Source organism: Cupriavidus sp. CuC1 (assembly GCF_044627735.1).
GTDB lineage: Bacteria > Pseudomonadota > Gammaproteobacteria > Burkholderiales > Burkholderiaceae > Cupriavidus > Cupriavidus ulmosensis.
In genome coordinates this window covers 1-18,175 of the sequence record NZ_JBIUHC010000083.1, presented here as the reverse complement: position 1 = coordinate 18,175, position 18,175 = coordinate 1, and the positions used below count along the sequence as shown (strand labels likewise).

At 66.8% G+C, this 18,175-nt stretch carries 11 protein-coding genes and 1 pseudogene; 4 read left to right on the top strand and 8 right to left on the bottom strand.

Annotated features, from left to right (window positions below; genetic code table 11):
• Positions 1-21: 21 nt before the first annotated feature.
• The 6 genes from ACGLHR_RS30155 to ACGLHR_RS30130 form a co-directional block, all read right to left on the bottom strand.
• Positions 22-2,301: a TonB-dependent hemoglobin/transferrin/lactoferrin family receptor gene (locus ACGLHR_RS30155; protein ID WP_400098207.1), complete on the bottom strand. Its 2,280-nt coding sequence runs from the start codon at positions 2,299-2,301 to the stop codon at positions 22-24.
• Between the two features lie 282 nt (positions 2,302-2,583).
• Positions 2,584-5,781, bottom strand: coding sequence for an efflux RND transporter permease subunit (locus ACGLHR_RS30150; protein WP_400098205.1), 3,198 nt, complete (start codon positions 5,779-5,781; stop codon positions 2,584-2,586).
• Positions 5,782-5,799: 18 nt separating this feature from the next.
• Positions 5,800-7,032 carry an efflux RND transporter periplasmic adaptor subunit gene (locus ACGLHR_RS30145; RefSeq protein ID WP_400098203.1) on the bottom strand — a complete coding sequence of 411 codons (1,233 nt, stop codon included), beginning with the start codon at positions 7,030-7,032 and terminating at the stop codon, positions 5,800-5,802.
• Positions 7,033-7,230: 198 nt separating this feature from the next.
• Positions 7,231-7,860, bottom strand: a complete 630-nt coding sequence (locus ACGLHR_RS30140) for an MOSC domain-containing protein (protein ID WP_318234282.1) — start codon at positions 7,858-7,860, stop codon at positions 7,231-7,233.
• Positions 7,861-7,978: 118 nt separating this feature from the next.
• Positions 7,979-9,154: an MFS transporter gene (locus ACGLHR_RS30135; protein ID WP_400098201.1), complete on the bottom strand. Its 1,176-nt coding sequence runs from the start codon at positions 9,152-9,154 to the stop codon at positions 7,979-7,981.
• Positions 9,155-9,311: 157 nt separating this feature from the next.
• Complete coding sequence (locus tag ACGLHR_RS30130) at positions 9,312-10,325, bottom strand: D-2-hydroxyacid dehydrogenase family protein (protein ID WP_400098199.1); 1,014 nt, start codon at positions 10,323-10,325, stop codon at positions 9,312-9,314.
• A 569-nt stretch (positions 10,326-10,894) separates the two neighbouring features.
• Here ACGLHR_RS30130 and ACGLHR_RS30125 point away from each other — a divergent pair.
• Complete coding sequence (locus tag ACGLHR_RS30125; RefSeq protein WP_400098197.1) at positions 10,895-12,751, top strand: phosphoenolpyruvate carboxykinase (GTP); 1,857 nt, start codon at positions 10,895-10,897, stop codon at positions 12,749-12,751.
• 147 nt (positions 12,752-12,898) lie between these two features.
• Here ACGLHR_RS30125 and ACGLHR_RS30120 read toward each other — a convergent pair whose 3' ends face one another.
• Both ACGLHR_RS30120 and ACGLHR_RS30115 read right to left on the bottom strand, forming a co-directional pair.
• Positions 12,899-13,567 (bottom strand): response regulator transcription factor, encoded by a 669-nt coding sequence (locus ACGLHR_RS30120; RefSeq protein WP_267604851.1) that lies wholly within the window; start codon positions 13,565-13,567, stop codon positions 12,899-12,901.
• Positions 13,564-14,982 (bottom strand): cache domain-containing protein, encoded by a 1,419-nt coding sequence (locus ACGLHR_RS30115; RefSeq protein WP_400098195.1) that lies wholly within the window; start codon positions 14,980-14,982, stop codon positions 13,564-13,566. The genes ACGLHR_RS30120 and ACGLHR_RS30115 overlap by 4 nt, the downstream gene beginning before the upstream one ends.
• 390 nt (positions 14,983-15,372) lie before the next feature.
• On the opposite strand from ACGLHR_RS30115, the gene ACGLHR_RS30110 reads away from it, so the two are divergent.
• The 3 genes and pseudogenes from ACGLHR_RS30110 to ACGLHR_RS30100 form a co-directional block, all read left to right on the top strand.
• Entirely contained in the window at positions 15,373-17,445 is a 2,073-nt protein-coding gene (locus ACGLHR_RS30110) for a carbon starvation CstA family protein (RefSeq protein WP_400098193.1), read from the top strand.
• Between the two features lie 69 nt (positions 17,446-17,514).
• A complete protein-coding gene (locus ACGLHR_RS30105) occupies positions 17,515-17,709 on the top strand; it encodes a YbdD/YjiX family protein (protein WP_006162283.1) in 195 nt (64 codons plus the stop codon).
• A gap of 229 nt (positions 17,710-17,938) precedes the next feature.
• Positions 17,939-18,175: pseudogene (locus ACGLHR_RS30100) on the top strand (hypothetical protein); the annotation flags it as partial.

The window sequence follows — 18,175 nt, the reverse complement described above, 5'->3', positions numbered from 1 at the left end:
GTCGGGTCGTATCGCTTCCGGTCAGAACGACAGCTTCACGCTGGCGGCAAAGGTACGTCCAGGCTGCGTGTAGAAGTCCAGGCCCGGCTCGCTGGCGGCCACGCTGCCCTGGCGCACATCGCCCCATAGCCAGTACTTCTTGTCGAACACGTTATTCACCGACAGCACCAGGCTGGCGTAGCGGTTGAAGCGCCACCAGCCCTGGAGGTCGGCCACGCCATAGCCGCCCGGCTTGAAGTAGGCAAAGGAGGTGTCGTCGGTGCGCGTCACGGCGCGCGCGCCGCGCCAGCGCAGGCTTGCGCCCTGGCCCTGGCTGTTGCTGCCGCGCTCCCACGTCAGCGCCGCGCTGGCGCGCAGCGGGGAGACGCTGTTGAGCGGCTGGCCGGTTTGCTCGTTGTTGCCGTGCGCGTAGGCCACGGCGCTGTCCACGCGCCATTGCGGCAGGAAGCGATAGCTGCCGCGCCACTCGGCACCGTAGATGCGCACGCTGCTCTGGTTGCGGTACTGGTACGTCGCGCGCAGGCCGGCGAGGCAGGCGGGGTCCGACGGGCACCTCAGCGCGACTTGCTCGATGAAGTCCTTGTAGCGGTTGTCGAACACCGCGACGCTGGTCTGCACGCGCTCATCCGTATAGCGCGCGCCGATTTCGAACGAGCGGCTCTTCTCCGGGTTCAGGTCGCCATTGGGCGCGGCGCCGTAGCCCTGGATGGTGTTGCGAAAGCTGCCGTTGATTTCCTGGTAGTTGGGCGCGCGGTAGCCGAACACGTACTGCGCCCACAGGTTGATGCGGTCGGTGGCTTGCCACAGTGCGGAGAGCTTGGGCGACAGGGCGGAATCACTCTTGCTGATGGCGGGCTTGGAGGCCACGCTGTTGTAGAGCTTGTCGTCGTCCGGGCCGAGCGAGTAGTGGTCAAAGCGCAGGCCGGGCGTGAGCGTGAAGCGGCCGCCGGCGAACTGCAGTTCATCCTGCACGAAGATGCCGGTCTGGCGCGTTTCGCCCTTGGGAAAATCGTGGATCGGGAAGTTGTCGCCGGCCAGCGATTTCGACACCACGCCGGTGGTGCGGTTGTAGGTGGTGCCGTCGCGCATCTCGCTGGTCTGGGTACGCAGGAAGTCCACGCCCGTGATCAGCCGGTGGCCAACGATGCCGGTGTTGAACGACTTGTCGGCCTGCACATTGAAACCGGTCTGCTGCTGGCGGAAGCCGAACAGCAGGTTCACGTCGCACAGGCTGCCGCCCGCGGTGGAGCCCGAGCATCCGGCGCTGGTGTTGCTGCGTACCTGGTTGGTCACGGTGTTGAACTCGCTCTGCTGGTAGAACACTGCCGCGCTCAGGCGGTCGATGACGCGGCTGGCCGGCTTCCATTCGTAGTCCAGGCTGACACGGTTGCGCGACAGGTCCTCGGTGCCGCTGGCGGAGGTCACGCGCGGCAGCGCGGTGGACAGCCGGCGGATATCGGTGAAGGTATCGTTGTCACGATGCTCGTAGGTCAGCCTGAAGCGATGGCCGGCGGCGGGATCGAGCACGATCTTGCCGAGCCACGCGTTGGTCTCGCTGTTCTGCGGATTGGCCTTGGTGCGGCCGGTCGAGGTGGTGTCGTTGCCGCCCATGCTCTCCACTTCGTGCCCCTTGCGGTGCGCGTACATGAACAAGCCCTTGATGGTCTCGTTGCCACCGGCCACGCCCGCGGTCTGGCCGAAGCTGCGGTCGACGCCGTTCCACGACAGGCCGGCCTCGCCACCCACCGCGCGAGCGCGCATCAGGTCCTCGGGATCCTTGGTGACGTACGACACCACGCCGCCGATGGCGTCCGAGCCGTACAGGCTGGAAGCCGGCCCGCGCAGCACCTCGATCCGCTTGAGGAAGGAGAATTCGGGCGCGTCGCGGGTGGCGCTGGACAGGTTGGAAGGGCCGCCGCCGTTGTAGTAGTCGGGCAGGCGCACGCCGTCGACCATCAGCAGCACGCGGTTGCCCTCGATGCCGCGGACATTGATGCTGCCGGCGCCAAAGCGGCGGCGGTCGCGGGGCACGTCGATATCGGGCTCATCGGCGAACAGGGCGGCCTCGTCGACAGGCTGGGCGCGTTCGATCCGGCTGGCGTCGATGGCGGTGATGGTGGAGGCAACGGCGTCGGCGCGCTCCTCGGTGCGGGTGGCGGTGACCACTACCTCGCTCAAGCGGCCGGCCGGATCGGCGGCCGGCTCGGCAGCCAGGGCGGGACCGCCCAGGGCGGCGCAGACGGCGGCAACGGGCGTGACTCGGACAGAGGCGCGCAAGCGCGCCAGACAGCGGCGTTTCATGGATTTTCCCCAAAAAAAACGAAACGCTGGCTGGCTGGTGCGAAGAACGGCGGCTGGCTCGCGTGGTCAGGCGTTGCTCGGCGGACCCGGCCACGCACTATTGAGAATGCGAATTATTATCAATTAGTAACGATTTGTAAAGCATGAATCACCACAATGCATGCCCCTGCATACGAAGCGCGGCGCTTGGTGGCAATGCCGCAACGAAGCAGAAACAAAAAGGGCGGTGCCGACCGATCCGGCACCGCCCCCGAGGCGTCGCGATTTGCTACGGCGGCACGCTCAGTGCGCAGCCTCGCCGCCCACCAGGGCCGGCAGACGATTGCCTTGTTCATCGATCTGCAGCGGGCCGGTGCCCGAGAAGCGGTCGAGCGCGAGGTAGATCACCGGGGTGATGAACAGCGTGATCACCTGCGAGAACAGCAGGCCGCCCACCACCGCCAGGCCCAGCGGCTGGCGCAGCTCGGCGCCCGCGCCGAGGCCGAGCGCCAGCGGCAGCGCGCCCATCACGGCGGCGAAGGTCGTCATCATGATCGGGCGGAAGCGCAACAGGCAGGCCTGCCGGATCGCGTGCGCCGGGGCCATGCCCTGCTCGCGCTGCGCCGCCAGCGCGAAGTCGATCATCATGATGGCGTTCTTCTTGACGATGCCGATCAGCATCAGCACGCCGATGGTGGCGATCAGCGACAGCTCCACATTGAAGATGAAGAGCGTGAGCAGCGCGCCGACGGCCGCCGAGGGCAGGCCGGCCAGGATGGTCAGCGGATGGATGTAGCTCTCATACAGCACGCCCAGCAGCGTGTAGATCACGGCGAGCGCCGCCACCAGCAGCAGCACCTGCGTGGCCTGGGACGACTGGAACACCGCCGCGTCGCCGCCCCAGCTCGTGAAGATCGCGGTGGGCATGGCGATCTCTTGCTTGTAGGCATCGATCTTGGTGGAGGCCGCGCCCAGCGCCGCGCCCGGCGCAAGGTTGAACGACACCGTCACCGAGGGCAGCTGGCCCTGGTGGTTCACGGCAATCGGCCCGACCCGGCGCTCGGTGGTGGCGAAGGCGGAGATCGGCACCATCTGCCCGGTCTTGCTGCGCACGTAGATCTTGGAGAACGCGGTCTCGTCGGCGCGGTCGATATCAGCCGCCTGCAGGATCACGTAGTAGTTGTCGATCGGCGTGTAGATGGTGGACACCTGGCGCTCGCCAAAGGCGGAGTACAGCGCCTGGCGCACGTCCTGGATCTGCACGCCCAGCGCGTTGGCCTTGTCGCGATCGATCGATAGCTGGGCCTCCAGGCCCGATTGCTGCGAATCGCTGGTGACGTCGCGGAACAGCGGATCGGTGCGCATCTTGCCCATCAGCTTGTCGGAGTACTCCTGCAGCTGGCCGGCCTTCACGCTTTGCAGCGTGTACTGGTAGCGGCTCTTGCTCTGGCGCCCGCCCAGGCGCAGGTTCTGCACCGGCGAGAAGTAAACCGCCAGGCCGGCGATGCCCGAGACGTCCTTGCGCAAGGACTCCACCACCTTGGCCATCTTGGGACGCTCGCCCAGCGGCTTGAGCTCGACGAACATGCGGCCCGTGTTGATGGCAGGGGAGGGCCCGCCGCCGATCGAGATCACGATGCTGCGCACCGCGGGGTTCTTGCGCATGCGCTCGGCCGCATCGCGCAGCCGGTCGGCCATGGCGTCGAAGGAGATATCCTGCGGGCCTTCGGCATTGACCTGGATCTGCCCGATGTCTTCTTCCGGGAAGAAGCCCTTGGGGATGATCACGAACAGCACCGCGGTCAGCACGAAGGTCAGGCCGGCCACCGCCAGCACCGACTTGCGGTGCGCCAGGCACCAGTCGAGCCCGCGCGCGTAGCGATGCAGGGTGAACTCGAACAGGTTCTCGAACCACTGGGTGGAGCGCAGCCCGATGGTCTGCTTCTGCACGATGGCCGGTGCGTGGCTGGCACCCGTGTGGTCGCCGTAGGCATGCTGCGACTCGTCGATCGGCACGTTCTCGGCCGACAGGAAGCGCGCGCACAGCATCGGGATCAGCGTGAGCGACACCAGCGCCGACACCAGGATGGCCAGCGACACCACGGCCGCGAACTCGTGGAACAGCAGGCCGATCACGCCCGGCATGAAGAAGATGGGGATGAACACCGCCACCAGCGAGATCGAGATCGACAAGATGGTGAAGCCCATCTCGCGCGAGCCGACCAGCGCGGCCTTGAGCGGCGGCACGCCTTCCTCGATGTGGCGCACGATGTTTTCCAGCATCACGATGGCATCGTCCACCACCAAGCCCACGGCAAGCGTGATGGCCAGCAGCGACACATTGTCCAGGCTGTAGCCGAAGGCCTTCATCAGCGCCACCGTGCCAATCAGCGAGATCGGCAGCGACACAGTGGGAATCAGCGTGGCGGCAGCGCGACGCAGGAACAGGAAAATCACCATCACTACCAGCCCGACGGTCAGGGCCAGCGTGAACTGCACGTCGTGGATGGATTCGCGGATCGATTGCGAGCGGTCGTTGACCACGGCCACGTTGACCGAATCCGGCATCTGCTGGATCAGGCGGGGCAGCGCGTTCTTGATGGCGTCCACCACCGCCACCGTATTGGCATCCGGCTGGCGCAGCACGGCGAGCACGATGGAGCGCTCGTTGTTGAGCCAGCTGCCGGTCTTGATGGTCTCGACGCTGTCTTCCACATCGGCCACGTCCGAGAGCCGCACCAGCGCGCCGCTGGGCTGGCTGGCCACGATGATGTTGCGGAAGGCGTCGGCGCTGGCGAGCTGGCGGTTGGCCTGGATGGTGAGCGTCTGGCGCGCGCCGTCCAGCGTGCCCACCGGCGTATTGGCGTTGGCGCGGTTGAGCGCCGTGGCCAGCTCATCCAGCGTGAGGCCGCGCGCGGCGAGGGCGTCCGGGTGGGCGCGCACGCGCACGGCAAAACGCTTTTGCCCGAACACCTGCACCTGCGCCACGCCCGGCAGGGTGGCCAGGCTGGGCGAGATCAGGTTGTCGCCGAACGCATTCAACTCGGCCAGGCTCATGGCCGGCGAGTTGATCGCCAGCAGCAGCACCGGCGCATCGGCCGGGTTGACCTTGCGGTACGACGGCGGCACCGTCATCTCGATCGGCAGCGCGCGCTGGGCGCGGAACAGCGCCGCCTGCACGTCGACGGCCGCGGCGTCGATGTCGCGGTCGTTGTTGAACTCGATGGTGATGCTGGAGTTGCCGAGCGTGTTGGATGAGCTGATCACCGACACGCCGGGGATGGTGGCAAACTGCTTTTCCAGCTGGGTCGCCACCGACGCCGCCATGGTCTCGGGGCTGGCCCCGGGCAAGGTGGCCGTGACCTGGATCACCGGCGAGTTGAACGACGGCAGCGCCGCGATCGGGATGGTGGGGTAGAGCGCGATGCCGGTGACGATCACTGCAAGACACAGCAGTATCGTCATCACCGGACGGCGAATACAGAGCTCGGACAAGGTCATGGTGTTAGTGCTCTGGACTCAATGCTTGGCGTGCGCCACGGCGGCGCTGGCGGTGCCTGCCTTGGCGGCGGGCGTCGCTTCGCGCACCAGGCTGCCGGTGCGCAGGTTCTGCGCGCCTTCCACCACCACGCGCGTGCCGGGCGGCACGCCCTCGATCACGGCGGCGCTGGCGGTCGAGACCTGCACCTTGACCGGCATCGGCTTGACGCGGTTGTCAGGCTGCACGGCGTAGACAAAGCGCCCCTCGGGTCCCGTCACCACCGCCTGCGGCGGCACGGACAGCGCATCCTTGAGCGTCTGTACCACCGCGTCCACGTTGGCGTAGGTACCCGGCCACAGGCGCTGCTCGTCGTTGCCGAACTGCGCCTTGATGCGGATGCTGCCGTACTGCGGGTCCACCGTGTTGTCGACAAAGCTGATCTTGCCGGTGACCGGGGTCTTGCTGCCGTCGTTGGGCAGCGCGGTCACGGCGACCGGGCCGGCGTGCAGGGCCTCGCGCAGCGCGGCGAGCTGGCGCTCGGGCAGCGTGAAGGTGACGGCAATCGGCTGCACCTGGGCGATGGTGACCATCGGCAGCGCACTGTTGGGCATCACCAGCGAGCCGGGGAACATATTGATCACGCCGGTGCGCCCGCCGATGGTGGCACGGATGGCGCCATAGCTGACCGCCACGCGGCTGGCCTCGATGGCGGCCTGGTCGGCGCGGATGGTGGCCTCGAAGCCGTCGACCTTGGCCTGGGCCGTATCCACCGCGCTCTTGGAGATGAAATTGCGCTCCAGCAGCTCCTTGCTGCGCGCCAGGGTGCGGCGCGCATCGGACAGGTCGGCCTGGTCGCGCATCAGCTGGGCCTGCGCCTTGGCGAGGTTGGCCTCGTCCATGCGGGTGTCCAGCGTGAAGAGCAGGTCGCCCGGCTTGACGGTCTGGCCTTCCTTGATATGCACGCTGCGCACGGTGCTCGACACTTGCGGGCGGATCTCCACCGTGGCGAGCGCGCTCACCGTGCCGTTAGCCGTCACCCGCAGCGGCACGTCCCCCTGCTGCACCAAGGCGGTGGCCACCACCACCACGGGCGGCGCCTTGGCCGCCGGCTTGGGCGCCGTCCAGGCACGCCAGCCGAACCATCCGCCCGCGGCCAGCGCGATCAAGACCGCGCCGAGCAACCAGGGCGAAACCCCTTTGCCGGTACCCATCGCCGGACTCCACTTAGCGTCGACAAAGCCCTTGGCCTGGTCGATCCCGTTCGTTTTCATGTGAGGACTCTCTTACAGTGCGCGCAAAATGCGCCCGCTCCCCCGTGGCCCGGCCTTCTGGGAAGCCGGTGCCGCGCTGCGGAAGACCGCTAGTAGTACAGGATCAGGGGCGCTGAAGGCCAGTGCCCGCGCAATCCGCGCCATTACAAACTATTACAGCGCGAGCGGATACCTGCTTGTATCGAGAGCCAAACATTATCAGAAAAGCTGGCTCTGGCGGCCATTGCGTTGCCGGGTGTTGATGCTTTCTATCGACACATCGCGCGGTCCGGGCTCGACGGCCACCGCGGCGCCGGCCTGGAGATCGCCCGGGGTGACCACGCTCAGGTAAATGCCTGAATAACCACTTTGCACCATATGCTTGATCGCATGGCGGTAGCCCATCACGGCGTTGAGCTTGTAGCAGGGCTGGCGGGGCGACTCCACCTTGAGCACCACGTCGCCGATGCGCAGCAGATCCCCCACCCACAGGTCGGTCTCGAGCACGCCCTCCAGGGTCAGGTTTTCGCCCATGGCGCCGGGGACGAGCGGCTTCCCGGCCTCGGGCAGGCGCGCTTCCCGGCGGCGCTCGTTCCACCAGGCGTAGTGTTCGGCCGGGTAGGCGTAGACCGCCTTGTCCAGGCCGCCGTGCACGCTCAGGTCGGCCTGTTCGTCGCCCGCCAGCCCCAGCGGGCGCACGGCCACCGACAGCGGATGCAGCAAGGTGCTGAGCGGGTGCTTGCGGATGCCCGACATCACCACCGCTTCGGTACCCACCGCCGCCACGAAGAGCGGGACCGCCTTGCCGACGCTGATGGCGAGCAGGCGCATGCCATTGGATGTGCTCATGCCGTCTCCTTGATCCTGTGTCCTTTATCTTAGCGCCGGGATTTTCCGAACAGCGGTATCAAGCGGCTGCCGCGTGTGTGGTGCCGCACGGCTGGCCGCTTTGTCCGGGTAGATTGGGTCAGGCCTGCTGCCGCGCTGCCTCGCACAGGCTCCAGCGCCGTCCCAGCACCCGCGCCTGCTGCGATACGACCAGCGCCAGCAGCATCAGTGCCGCCGCGCCCCAGTGCAGGGAGTCGGCGCCGGCTGTCGCGTAGATCGCCGCGCCGCCCATCGCGCCCAGGGCCTGGCCGAGGTAGATGGAAGACGAGTTGAGCGAGATCGATACCGCCGCGCGCTCCGGCGCCAGCGCCACCAGCCGCGCCTGCTGCGCGCTGTTGGTAGCAAAGCCGCCCACGCCCCACAACATGAAGATCAGCACCAGCGCCACCGGCCCCAGCGTGGCCAGCGGCCACAGCAACATGGCCGCCAGCGACGTCAGCATGGCGAACTGGACGATGCGCGCGGGCGTGGCCCGGTCCATGCGCGAAGCCGCCAGCACATTGCCGCTGACGCCGCAGGCGCCATAAGCCAGGAACATCAGGCTGAGCGTGCCGCCGCTGATGCCATGCACGTCGCGCAGCAGCGGGGCAATATAAGTAAACAGCGTAAACATCCCGGCCGACTGGATCATGGTGGTGGCCACCACCAGCACCATCGGTGTGTGCCGCAGCACCGCGCCCCAGGCCGCCCGCCCCACCGGCTCCACATACAGCCGCGGCGGCAAGGCCCGCCACACGCCCACCGATGCGCCCAGCGCCAGCAAACCCACCAGCCCCATGCTGAAGCGCCAGCCCAGCGTGCTGGCGATCCACGTCCCCATCGGCACGCCCACCACGCTGGCCACGCTCCAGCCCAGGAAGACAAAGCTGATGGCGCGCCCGCGCGTCTGCGCGTTGACCAGCAACGGCAAGGTGGCAGCGGCTTGCGGGGTGTAGATGGCCGCGCCGATCGCGCTCAGGAAGCGAATCGCCATCAGGCTGGCAAAGCTCGGCGCGAAGGCCGCGGCCAGGTGCATCGCGGCATAGACCAGCAGCGCGCCCGCCAGCAGCAGCCGGCGGTCGATGCGCGAGCCAAGCGTGGCGAACAAGGGCGCGCCGACGCAGGTCGCCAGCGCAAACACGGAGATCAGCTGGCCGGCGGTGCCGGCGCCGAGCTGGAAATCGCCGGCAATGTCATTGAGCATGCCGGTGACGATCATCGCGCCGGTACCGATGACAAAATTGCCAAGGCACAGCATCACGAGCCTGGGATCCATGGCGACCGGGGCAGGGAAAAGGAGGTGGGAAGGACGAAAAGCGCGGCCAGAGGCCGCGCGGGAAGTCCGAGTGTAGCGGTTTTGCCTTGTTCGCGTTGAGCGTAGCGCACTCGCCGGCCGAGGGGGGCCGGCGGGGCTAGCGTCTACGGCCTGGCGCTTATCGCGACAGCGCCGGGGTCAGCGCCTTGGGATTGGCGATGCTGTCATGCTTGCCGCTCAGCACATCGAGGATGTTCTGGAAGGCAATGCGGAAGTACATCTCATAGCTTTCGCGCTCGACATAGCCCAGGTGCGGCGTGCAGATGCAGTTTTCCATGCGCAGCAGGGCGTGGCCCTGCAGGATGGGCTCGGACTCGAACACGTCGACCGCCGCCATGCCGGGGCGCCCGCGGTTGAGCGCGGCCAGCAGGGCGTTTTCCTCGACCAGCTCGGCGCGGCTGGTGTTGACGAACAGCGCGGTGGGCTTCATGCGGGAGAAGTCGGCCAGCTTGACCAGCCCGCGGGTCTCGTCATTCAGGCGCAGGTGCAGCGACAGGACATCGCTGTCGGTAAACAATTGCTCCTGCGACTCGGCCACGGCCAGGCCGTCTTCGCGCGCGCTTTTTTGCGAGTTCTCGCGTCCCCATACCAGCACGTTCATGCCGAAGGCGCGGCCGTAGCCCGCCAGCAGCTTGCCGATTTTGCCGTAGCCCCAGATCCCGAGCGTCTGCCCGCGCAGCACCTGGCCCAGGCCGAAGTTGGGCGGCATGGTGGTGGACTTGAGCCCGGACTGCTGCCAGGCGCCATGCTTGAGGCTGGCCACGTACTGGGGAATGCGGCGCTGGGCCGCCATGATCAACGCCCAGGTGAGCTCGGCCGGGGCCACGGGCGAGCCCGCGCCTTCCAGCACCGCCACGCCGCGCTCGGTACAGGCCTCGACATCCACATGGCCGCCAATGCGCCCGGTCTGGCTGATGATCTTGAGCTTGGGGAGTTTTTCCAGCAGTTGCCGGGTGATGCGCGACCGTTCGCGGATAAGCACCACGGCTTCCACGTCGGACAGGCGTGCCGCCAGCTGGCCTACGCCCTTGACGGTGTTGTTGAACACCTTGACGTCATGGCTATCGAGCAGGCTGAAGCATGACAGCTTGCGAACGGCATCCTGATAATCGTCGAGTACGGCAATCTTCATCGGAAACTCTAGTTTGGCTATCGCAAGGTGCGCACACCCACATTGCGGCGCACCCATCAACGTTATAGTTTTAGCATCTGCCGCCCGACATCGCACCGGATGCAGCACGCTGCGGGAACAATCCCGCGCGACGCGAAAGTGAGCCGACGGACAGGCAAACGAGACAATACGGCATGGCCCGGAATCGCGCACGAACATTGCTGCGGAGCAAAAAACAGCGGCGTGCGGCGGTGGTATCCTTGCCGGTTCCGATGCCGCCCCAGATTGTCGGTCGAGCCTTGCTCCCGTCACCCGGGCCACATCGGACAAAGCCTGCCCGGCCCTGTCACAGGCGAAGCGCCACTGTAGCGCAGCCGCGGGGCCTGTCGCGACCTTTTGCGCAGTTCCGGTCGCTGTGGAGTTGTAACGGGATGTGACGATCCTGGCCTGAGCCATCCTACCCGGCCCGGTGCGGAACCAGCGGCGAATTGCCGCGGTCTGCCCTGGTCGTGGGGCCGCCGCCAGCCGTCTCCCGACGCGGCAACCGGCCAGGCTTTGCAAGATTTTCCTTTACGCTTTGGAGTTGCAGTATGAACCACCCCGCCATGCAGGGCACGCCCGCACTCAACGTTCCAGCCTGGGTCAAGCACCAGAAGCTGGTCGCCTGGGTCGCCGAGTTCGCCGCCCTTGCCAAACCCGACAATATCTACTGGTGCGACGGCTCGCAGGAAGAGTACGACCGCCTGTGCGAACAGATGGTCGCCGCCGGCACCATGAAGCGCCTGAACCCGGCCAAGCGCAAGAACTCGTTCCTGGCGCTGTCCGATCCGTCCGACGTGGCGCGTGTGGAAGACCGCACCTTCATCTGCTCGCAGAAGAAGGAAGACGCCGGCGCCACCAACAACTGGACCGCCCCGGCTGAAATGCGCCAGACGCTGTCCGGCCTGTTCGACGGCTGCATGCGCGGCCGCACGCTGTACGTGGTGCCATTCTCGATGGGCCCGCTGGGCTCGCCGATCGCCCACATTGGCGTGGAACTGTCGGATTCGCCGTACGTTGCCGTCAACATGCGCATCATGACGCGCATGGGCCGCGCCGTGTTCGACGTGCTGGGCACCGACGGCGAGTTCGTGCCGTGCGTGCACACCGTGGGCAAGCCGCTGGCTGCCGGCGAGAAAGACGTGGCGTGGCCGTGCAACCCGACGAAGTACATCGTCCATTTCCCGGAAACGCGCGAAATCTGGTCGTACGGCTCGGGCTACGGCGGCAACGCGCTGCTGGGCAAGAAGTGCTTCGCACTGCGCATTGCGTCCACCATGGGCCGCGACGAAGGCTGGCTGGCCGAGCACATGCTGATCCTGGGCGTGACGTCGCCGGAAGGCAAGAAGTACCACGTGGCCGCTGCGTTCCCGTCGGCCTGCGGCAAGACCAACTTCGCCATGCTGATCCCGCCCAAGGGCTTCGAAGGCTGGAAGGTCACCACCATCGGCGACGACATCGCCTGGATCAAGCCGGGCCAGGACGGCCGCCTGTACGCCATCAACCCGGAAGCCGGCTACTTCGGCGTGGCCCCGGGCACCAGCGAGAAGACCAACTTCAACGCGATGGCCACGCTCAAGGAAAACGTCATCTTCACCAACGTGGCGCTGACCGACGACGGCGACGTGTGGTGGGAAGGCATGACCAAGGAAGCTCCGGCGCACCTGACCGACTGGCAAGGCAAGGACTGGACCCCGGCCATCGCCAAGGAAACCGGCGCCAAGGCTGCCCACCCGAACGCCCGCTTCACCGCCCCGGCCGTGCAGTGCCCGTCGATCGACGATAACTGGGACAACCCGGCCGGCGTCGCCATCGATGCGTTCATCTTCGGCGGCCGCCGCTCCACCACCGTGCCGCTGGTGACGGAAGCCCGCAACTGGACCGAAGGCGTCTACATGGCCGCCACCATGGGCTCGGAAACCACCGCCGCCGCTGCCGGCCAGCAAGGGGTGGTGCGCCGCGACCCGTTCGCCATGCTGCCGTTCTGCGGCTACAACATGAGCGACTACTTCGGCCACTGGCTGGCGCTGGGCAAGAAGCTGGAAGCTGCCGGCGCCAAGCTGCCGGGCATCTACTGCGTCAACTGGTTCCGCAAGGACGCGGACGGCAACTTCGTGTGGCCGGGCTTTGGCGAGAACATGCGCGTGCTGTCGTGGATGATCGACCGCGTCGAAGGCCGCGGCAAGGGCACCGACCACGTGTTCGGCACCTCGCCCCGCTTCGAGGACCTGAACTGGGAAGGCCTGGACTTCACCCGGCAGCAATTCGAGCAAGTCACCTCGATCGACCACGCCGCCTGGCAACAGGAGCTGGCGCTGCATGAGGAGCTGTTCACCCAACTCAAGCACAACCTGCCGCAAGCCCTGGTGGATGCCAAGGCCGCGCTGGCCAAGCGTCTGGCTGCCTAAATAACAGGCAGGCCCGGCCTCGCTGACAAACCTGATGCATCGGCCGGAGCCGTCGAACAGGCCAAAACCACACGCGACGACGACGGCTGTCGCTCCAGCCTTGCCAGCAATCTCGAAAGCCCACCCCGGAAACGGGGCGGGCTTTTTTCATTTGGGCCCGCCCGGTCCGCCCTCGGCGCCGGCATGTTCCACGGCGAACTTCACCAGTTCGGCGCGGCCTTCGATGCCCAGCTTGCGCCGCAGGTTGAGCCGGTGGGTCTCGATGGTGCGCACCGACACGCCCAGCGCGGCGGCAATGTCCTTGTTGGCCTGGCCGCGGCCGATGCAGTTGAAGATGTCGCGCTCGCGCGGAGTAAGCGCATCGAGCGGCCCGGCGGCCGGGCTTTGCTCGGCCATGCTGCGGGCGATGCGGGCGCTGTAGAACACGCGGCCGGCCAGCACTGCGGCGATGGCGGCCATCAGTTCGTCGGCGGGCGCATCCTTGAGCACATAGCCGCGCGCGCCGGCGCGGATCGCCTGGCGCACGTATTCGAGGTTGTCGTGCATCGACACGATCAGCACGGCCAGTTCGGGATAGTCCTCGTGCAACGCGGCGGCCAGTGCGATGCCGCCCATGCCCCGCATGCCGATATCGGTGATGACCAGCTCAGGCATGTGCTCGGCGCTGGCCCGCGCCAGCCAGGCCAGCGCGGCCTCGCCGTCGTCGGCTTCGCCCACCACCGTGAGCTCGGGCTGCAGGCTAAGACGCATGCGCATGCCGTCGCGCACCAGCGCGTGGTCGTCGATCAGCAGGACGCGGGCGGGGGCGGGGGTCATGAGTGGGTGTTTCCTGGTGAGTCTGGCAAATTTGGGTTGTGGCGTATGCTCGACTGCACCGGCACTACCGGAACCGCGGCGCTCAGCCTGGTCGCGCCCGGCCCGGAGACGATATCGAACTCGCCGCCCAGCGCGGCGACGCGCTCGCGCAGGTTGCGCAGGCCGATGCCGCGCTTCGGATCGAGCTGCATGCGTGCCACGTCGAAGCCGGCGCCGTCGTCCTGCACGGTCAGCCGGGTAGCGTTGACGTCAAACGCCAGCACCAGCGTGACATGGCGCGCATGCGCATGCCGCTCCACATTGGTCAGCGCCTCCTGGGCGATGCGGTAGAGGGCCGTGGCCTGCTCGTCGGCGAGTTCGCGCGGCTTGCCCGTGTGCGACACCGCAATCTGCAGCCCGCTGCCTTCCTGCATCTCGCGTGCCAGGTGCTGCAGCGCCGCGAACAGGCCGAGGTCGTCAAGCAGGGCAGGGCGCAGGTTGCGCGCCACCCGGCGCACCTCATTGAAGACCGTATCCAGCCGGACCAGCGCCGTGCCAAGCACGGGCGCAACCGAGGCGCCCTCGGCCGGGGCCATGCGCAGGCGGTTGGCGGCCGTCTCCAGCAGCAGCTTGACCGACACCAGCAACTGGCTGATGCCGTCGTGCAGCTCGCGCGACAGCCGCGCGCGTTCTTCTTCCTGCGACTGCACCACGCGCTGCGCCAGCTGCCGCAGCTTGGCGTCGGCCTCGCGGTGCTCGCTCACATTGAGCGCCAGGCCGCTGGCGGCCACCAACAGGATGCTGATCGCGGCAATCACGCCGATCCAGGCCATGGTCTCGCGGATATCGGTCTCCGCCCGCGCATCGAGCTGGCGCAGGGTGCGCTCCACGTCGTCGAGATAGATGCCGGTGCCCAGCATCCAGTTCCACTCCGGCACGGCGACCACGTAACCCAGCTTGGGGGCCAGTTGCTGCGACGAGGGCTTTCTCCACATATAGCGCACCGACCCACCGCCGGCGCGGGCCGCGGCGATCAGCTTCTGGATGGTGAGCGCGCCCTGCGGGTCACGCAAGCTCCACAAATCCTGGCCGACCAGCTCGGGCTGGCGCGGGTGCATCAGGTTGCGGCCCTGCAGGTCGTAGAGAAAGAAGTAGCCGTCGGGGCCGTAGTCCAGGCGCGCCAGGGCCTGCATGGCGGCGTCGCGGGTGGCCGCATCGTTGTGGCCCGAGCGCACCATCGGCGCGATCGCGCTTTGCGCCAGTTCTACGTAGTGGCGCAGCTCGACTTCCTTGCTCTGCAGGTAGGCCGCCTCGACCAGCGCGCGCTCGTGGCTTGCCAGCTGGGTGGCCTGGTAACGCACGGCCAGCGCGATGCCGAACATGGCCACGGCGAGCGGCGCGACGGCCAGTAACAGGATTTTCTGACGGAGTTTCATCGGGACCGGGGTAAACACGGATGACGCGCAAGCGGCATGCGAGCGTCGATCTACGTAGTAACACGCAGCATCGCTGCGTAGTTCCGCGCTTGTGCCGCCAGGGACGGGTGTCAATACTACACGCCGGACGCGCGAGTGCCGCACAGGCGGCGCAATGCATGCGTCCTGCGCAGTGGGTGCGGCTAGCGTCTGAGCTGTTTGCATCGCCCGCCTGCGACGACCAGATCCGGATCTTGCGAGACATACCGGGCGTCGACGGAGACATGGCAGGAACCAACCCGCCGCCCACCCCTCCGCCCGCCGCCACCAGGGGACGCCACCCGCGCCCCCCTTGCTTCCGGCACCTGCCGCCGCCGGCATTCCTAAAAATGGTCTGAGGAGACCCTCATCATGAATCGCATCGGGCAACACCTGGTGTGGCTGGCCGTCGCCGTCCTTGGCGCCTTTGCCTTTGCCACCGTTGCACTGTCTCGCGGCGAAGCCGTCAGTGCCTTGTGGATCGTGGTCGCCGCGATCTGTATCTATCTGATCGCTTACCGCTACTACAGCAAGTTCATCGCCGAGAAGGTGATGCAGCTCGATCCCAAACGCATGACGCCGGCCTGGCGCCATAACGACGGGCTGGACTACGTGCCGACCAACAAGGCGGTGCTGTTCGGCCACCACTTCGCCGCCATTGCCGGCGCCGGCCCGCTGGTGGGCCCGGTGCTGGCCGCGCAGATGGGCTATATGCCCGGCATGCTGTGGATTCTGGCGGGCGTGGTGTTTGCCGGTGCGGTGCAGGACTTCATGGTGCTGTTCATCTCCACGCGCCGCGACGGCCGCTCGCTGGGCGACCTGATCAAGTCCGAGATGGGCACGGTGCCCGGCATGATCGCGCTGTTCGGCTGCTTCATGATCATGATCATCATCCTGGCAGTGCTGGCGCTGATCGTGGTGAAGGCGCTGGCGGACTCGCCCTGGGGCACCTTCACGGTGGGGGTGACGATTCCTATCGCCATCTTCATGGGTATCTACACGCGCTACATCCGCCCGGGCCGCATCGGCGAGGTGTCGGTGATCGGTTTCGTGCTGCTGATGCTCGCCATCATCGGCGGCCAGTATGTGCATGAGAGCGCCGTGCTGGCGCCGCTGTTCACCTACGACGGCAAGGCGCTGACGTGGATGCTGATCATCTACGGCTTTATCGCCGCCGTGCTGCCGGTGTGGCTGCTGCTGGCCCCGCGCGACTATCTCTCCACTTTCCTGAAGATCGGCACCATCATCGCGCTGGCCATCGGCATCCTGATCGTGGCGCCGGAGCTGAAGATGCCGGCGTTCACACAGTTCGCCAAGGGCGGCGGGCCGGTGTGGTCGGGCAACCTGTTCCCGTTCCTCTTCATCACCATCGCCTGCGGCGCGGTGTCGGGCTTCCACGCGTTGATCTCCTCGGGCACCACGCCCAAGCTGCTTGAGAGCGAAGCGCATATGCGCTTTATCGGCTATGGCGCGATGCTGGCCGAGTCCTTCGTCGCCATCATGGCGCTGGTGGCCGCCTCGGTGATCGAGCCGGGCGTCTACTTCGCCATGAACAGCCCGGCAGCCGTGATCGGCACCTCGCCGGAAACGGTAGCCCAGGTGGTTTCGGGCTGGGGCTTCGTGATCACGCCCGACGTGCTGATCCAGACCGCCAAGGACGTTGGCGAGAACTCCATCATCTCGCGCGCCGGCGGCGCACCGACGCTGGCCGTGGGCATTGCCCACATCCTGCACCAGGTGGTGGGCGGCCAGGCCATGATGGCCTTCTGGTACCACTTCGCCATCCTGTTCGAGGCGCTGTTCATCCTGACCGCGGTAGATGCGGGCACCCGCGCGGGCCGCTTCATGCTGCAGGACCTGCTGGGCAGCTTCGTGCCGTCGTTTCGCCGCACCGACTCGCTGCCGGCCAACCTGATCGCCACCGCGCTGACCGTATCGTTCTGGGGCTATTTCCTGTACCAGGGCGTGGTTGACCCGCTGGGCGGCATCAACACGCTGTGGCCGCTGTTCGGCATCTCCAACCAGATGCTGGCTTCGGTGGCGCTGGTGCTCGGCACCTGCGTGCTGGTCAAGATGAAGCGCGGCCAGTACGCCTGGGTCACCCTGGTGCCCACCATCTGGCTGCTGATCTGCACGCTGACCGCCGGCTGGCAAAAGCTGTTCGACGCCGACCCCAAGGTCAGCTTCCTGACCCACGCGGCCAAGTTCAGCGACGCCATCGCCCAAGGCAAGGTGCTGGCTCCGGCCAAGTCGATGGAGCAGATGCATCGCATCGTCTTCAACGACTACCTGGATGCCGGGCTGTGCGCGCTGTTCATGTTCGTGGTGCTGTCGATCGTGTTCTACGGCTTCAAGACCGCGATGAAGGCTCGCACGCAGAGCCGCCCGAGCGACCGCGAAACGCCGTTCGAAGCGATGCCGGCTTCGGCTTCGGCGCAGCATTGAGTGGGTGCGCTGGCCACCGGCCAGCGCTAACCCGATATCGGGCTTGGATTTGGAAACAGGAGATCCATCATGCTTGAGCAACTTGGAACCATGGGACGCTACCTGGGCCAGTCCCTGCGCCTGATGGTGGGTTTGCCGGATTACCAGACCTATGTGGCGCACATGGAGGCCACCCACCCCGACCGCGAACCCATGACCTACGAGGCATTCTTTCGCGAACGGCAGGAGGCCCGCTACGGCGGGGGGCAGGGAAAATGTTGCTGATCTGCACGTGGCGTGCGGCACGCACACAGGAATGTGAGTGCGCATAGCCGCACAACCATCCTAACCCCGCAGTAACTCCGCGCTTCACGCCGTTAAAGAACGGTCCGCCAATACTGGCGGACCGTTTGACGTTTCTGCAGCGGTTACAGCGCCTTACACGTGGTTACAGCAAGGTCGCGGCTACATCTCTACACTTGCGTCACAGTTGCTCAACCCAAGGAAGAAGAACATGTCTCGGCACCCCGTTCGCAGTTTCACCCTGGCCATCGCCCTGGCGGCATCCGCCCTGCCGGTGTTTGCGGGCGATATGAATAATGCCCTCGGCGGCGCACTCGGCGGTGTCGCCGGCGCGGCGGTCGGTGGCGCGCTCGGCGGCTCGACCGGTGCGGTAATCGGCGGTGCCGTTGGCGGCGGCGCAGGCGGCGCGGTCACATCCAACCGCCGCGAGCGCACCGGCGCCATCATC

Coding starts and splice junctions, on each gene's coding strand:
- ACGLHR_RS30155 (WP_400098207.1), bottom strand. CDS start 2,301: ATGAAACGCCGCTGTCTGGCGCGCTTGCGCGCCTCTGTCCGAGTCACG.
- ACGLHR_RS30150 (WP_400098205.1), bottom strand. CDS start 5,781: ATGACCTTGTCCGAGCTCTGTATTCGCCGTCCGGTGATGACGATACTG.
- ACGLHR_RS30145 (WP_400098203.1), bottom strand. CDS start 7,032: ATGAAAACGAACGGGATCGACCAGGCCAAGGGCTTTGTCGACGCTAAG.
- ACGLHR_RS30140 (WP_318234282.1), bottom strand. CDS start 7,860: ATGAGCACATCCAATGGCATGCGCCTGCTCGCCATCAGCGTCGGCAAG.
- ACGLHR_RS30135 (WP_400098201.1), bottom strand. CDS start 9,154: ATGGATCCCAGGCTCGTGATGCTGTGCCTTGGCAATTTTGTCATCGGT.
- ACGLHR_RS30130 (WP_400098199.1), bottom strand. CDS start 10,325: ATGAAGATTGCCGTACTCGACGATTATCAGGATGCCGTTCGCAAGCTG.
- ACGLHR_RS30125 (WP_400098197.1), top strand. CDS start 10,895: ATGAACCACCCCGCCATGCAGGGCACGCCCGCACTCAACGTTCCAGCC.
- ACGLHR_RS30120 (WP_267604851.1), bottom strand. CDS start 13,567: ATGACCCCCGCCCCCGCCCGCGTCCTGCTGATCGACGACCACGCGCTG.
- ACGLHR_RS30115 (WP_400098195.1), bottom strand. CDS start 14,982: ATGAAACTCCGTCAGAAAATCCTGTTACTGGCCGTCGCGCCGCTCGCC.
- ACGLHR_RS30110 (WP_400098193.1), top strand. CDS start 15,373: ATGAATCGCATCGGGCAACACCTGGTGTGGCTGGCCGTCGCCGTCCTT.
- ACGLHR_RS30105 (WP_006162283.1), top strand. CDS start 17,515: ATGCTTGAGCAACTTGGAACCATGGGACGCTACCTGGGCCAGTCCCTG.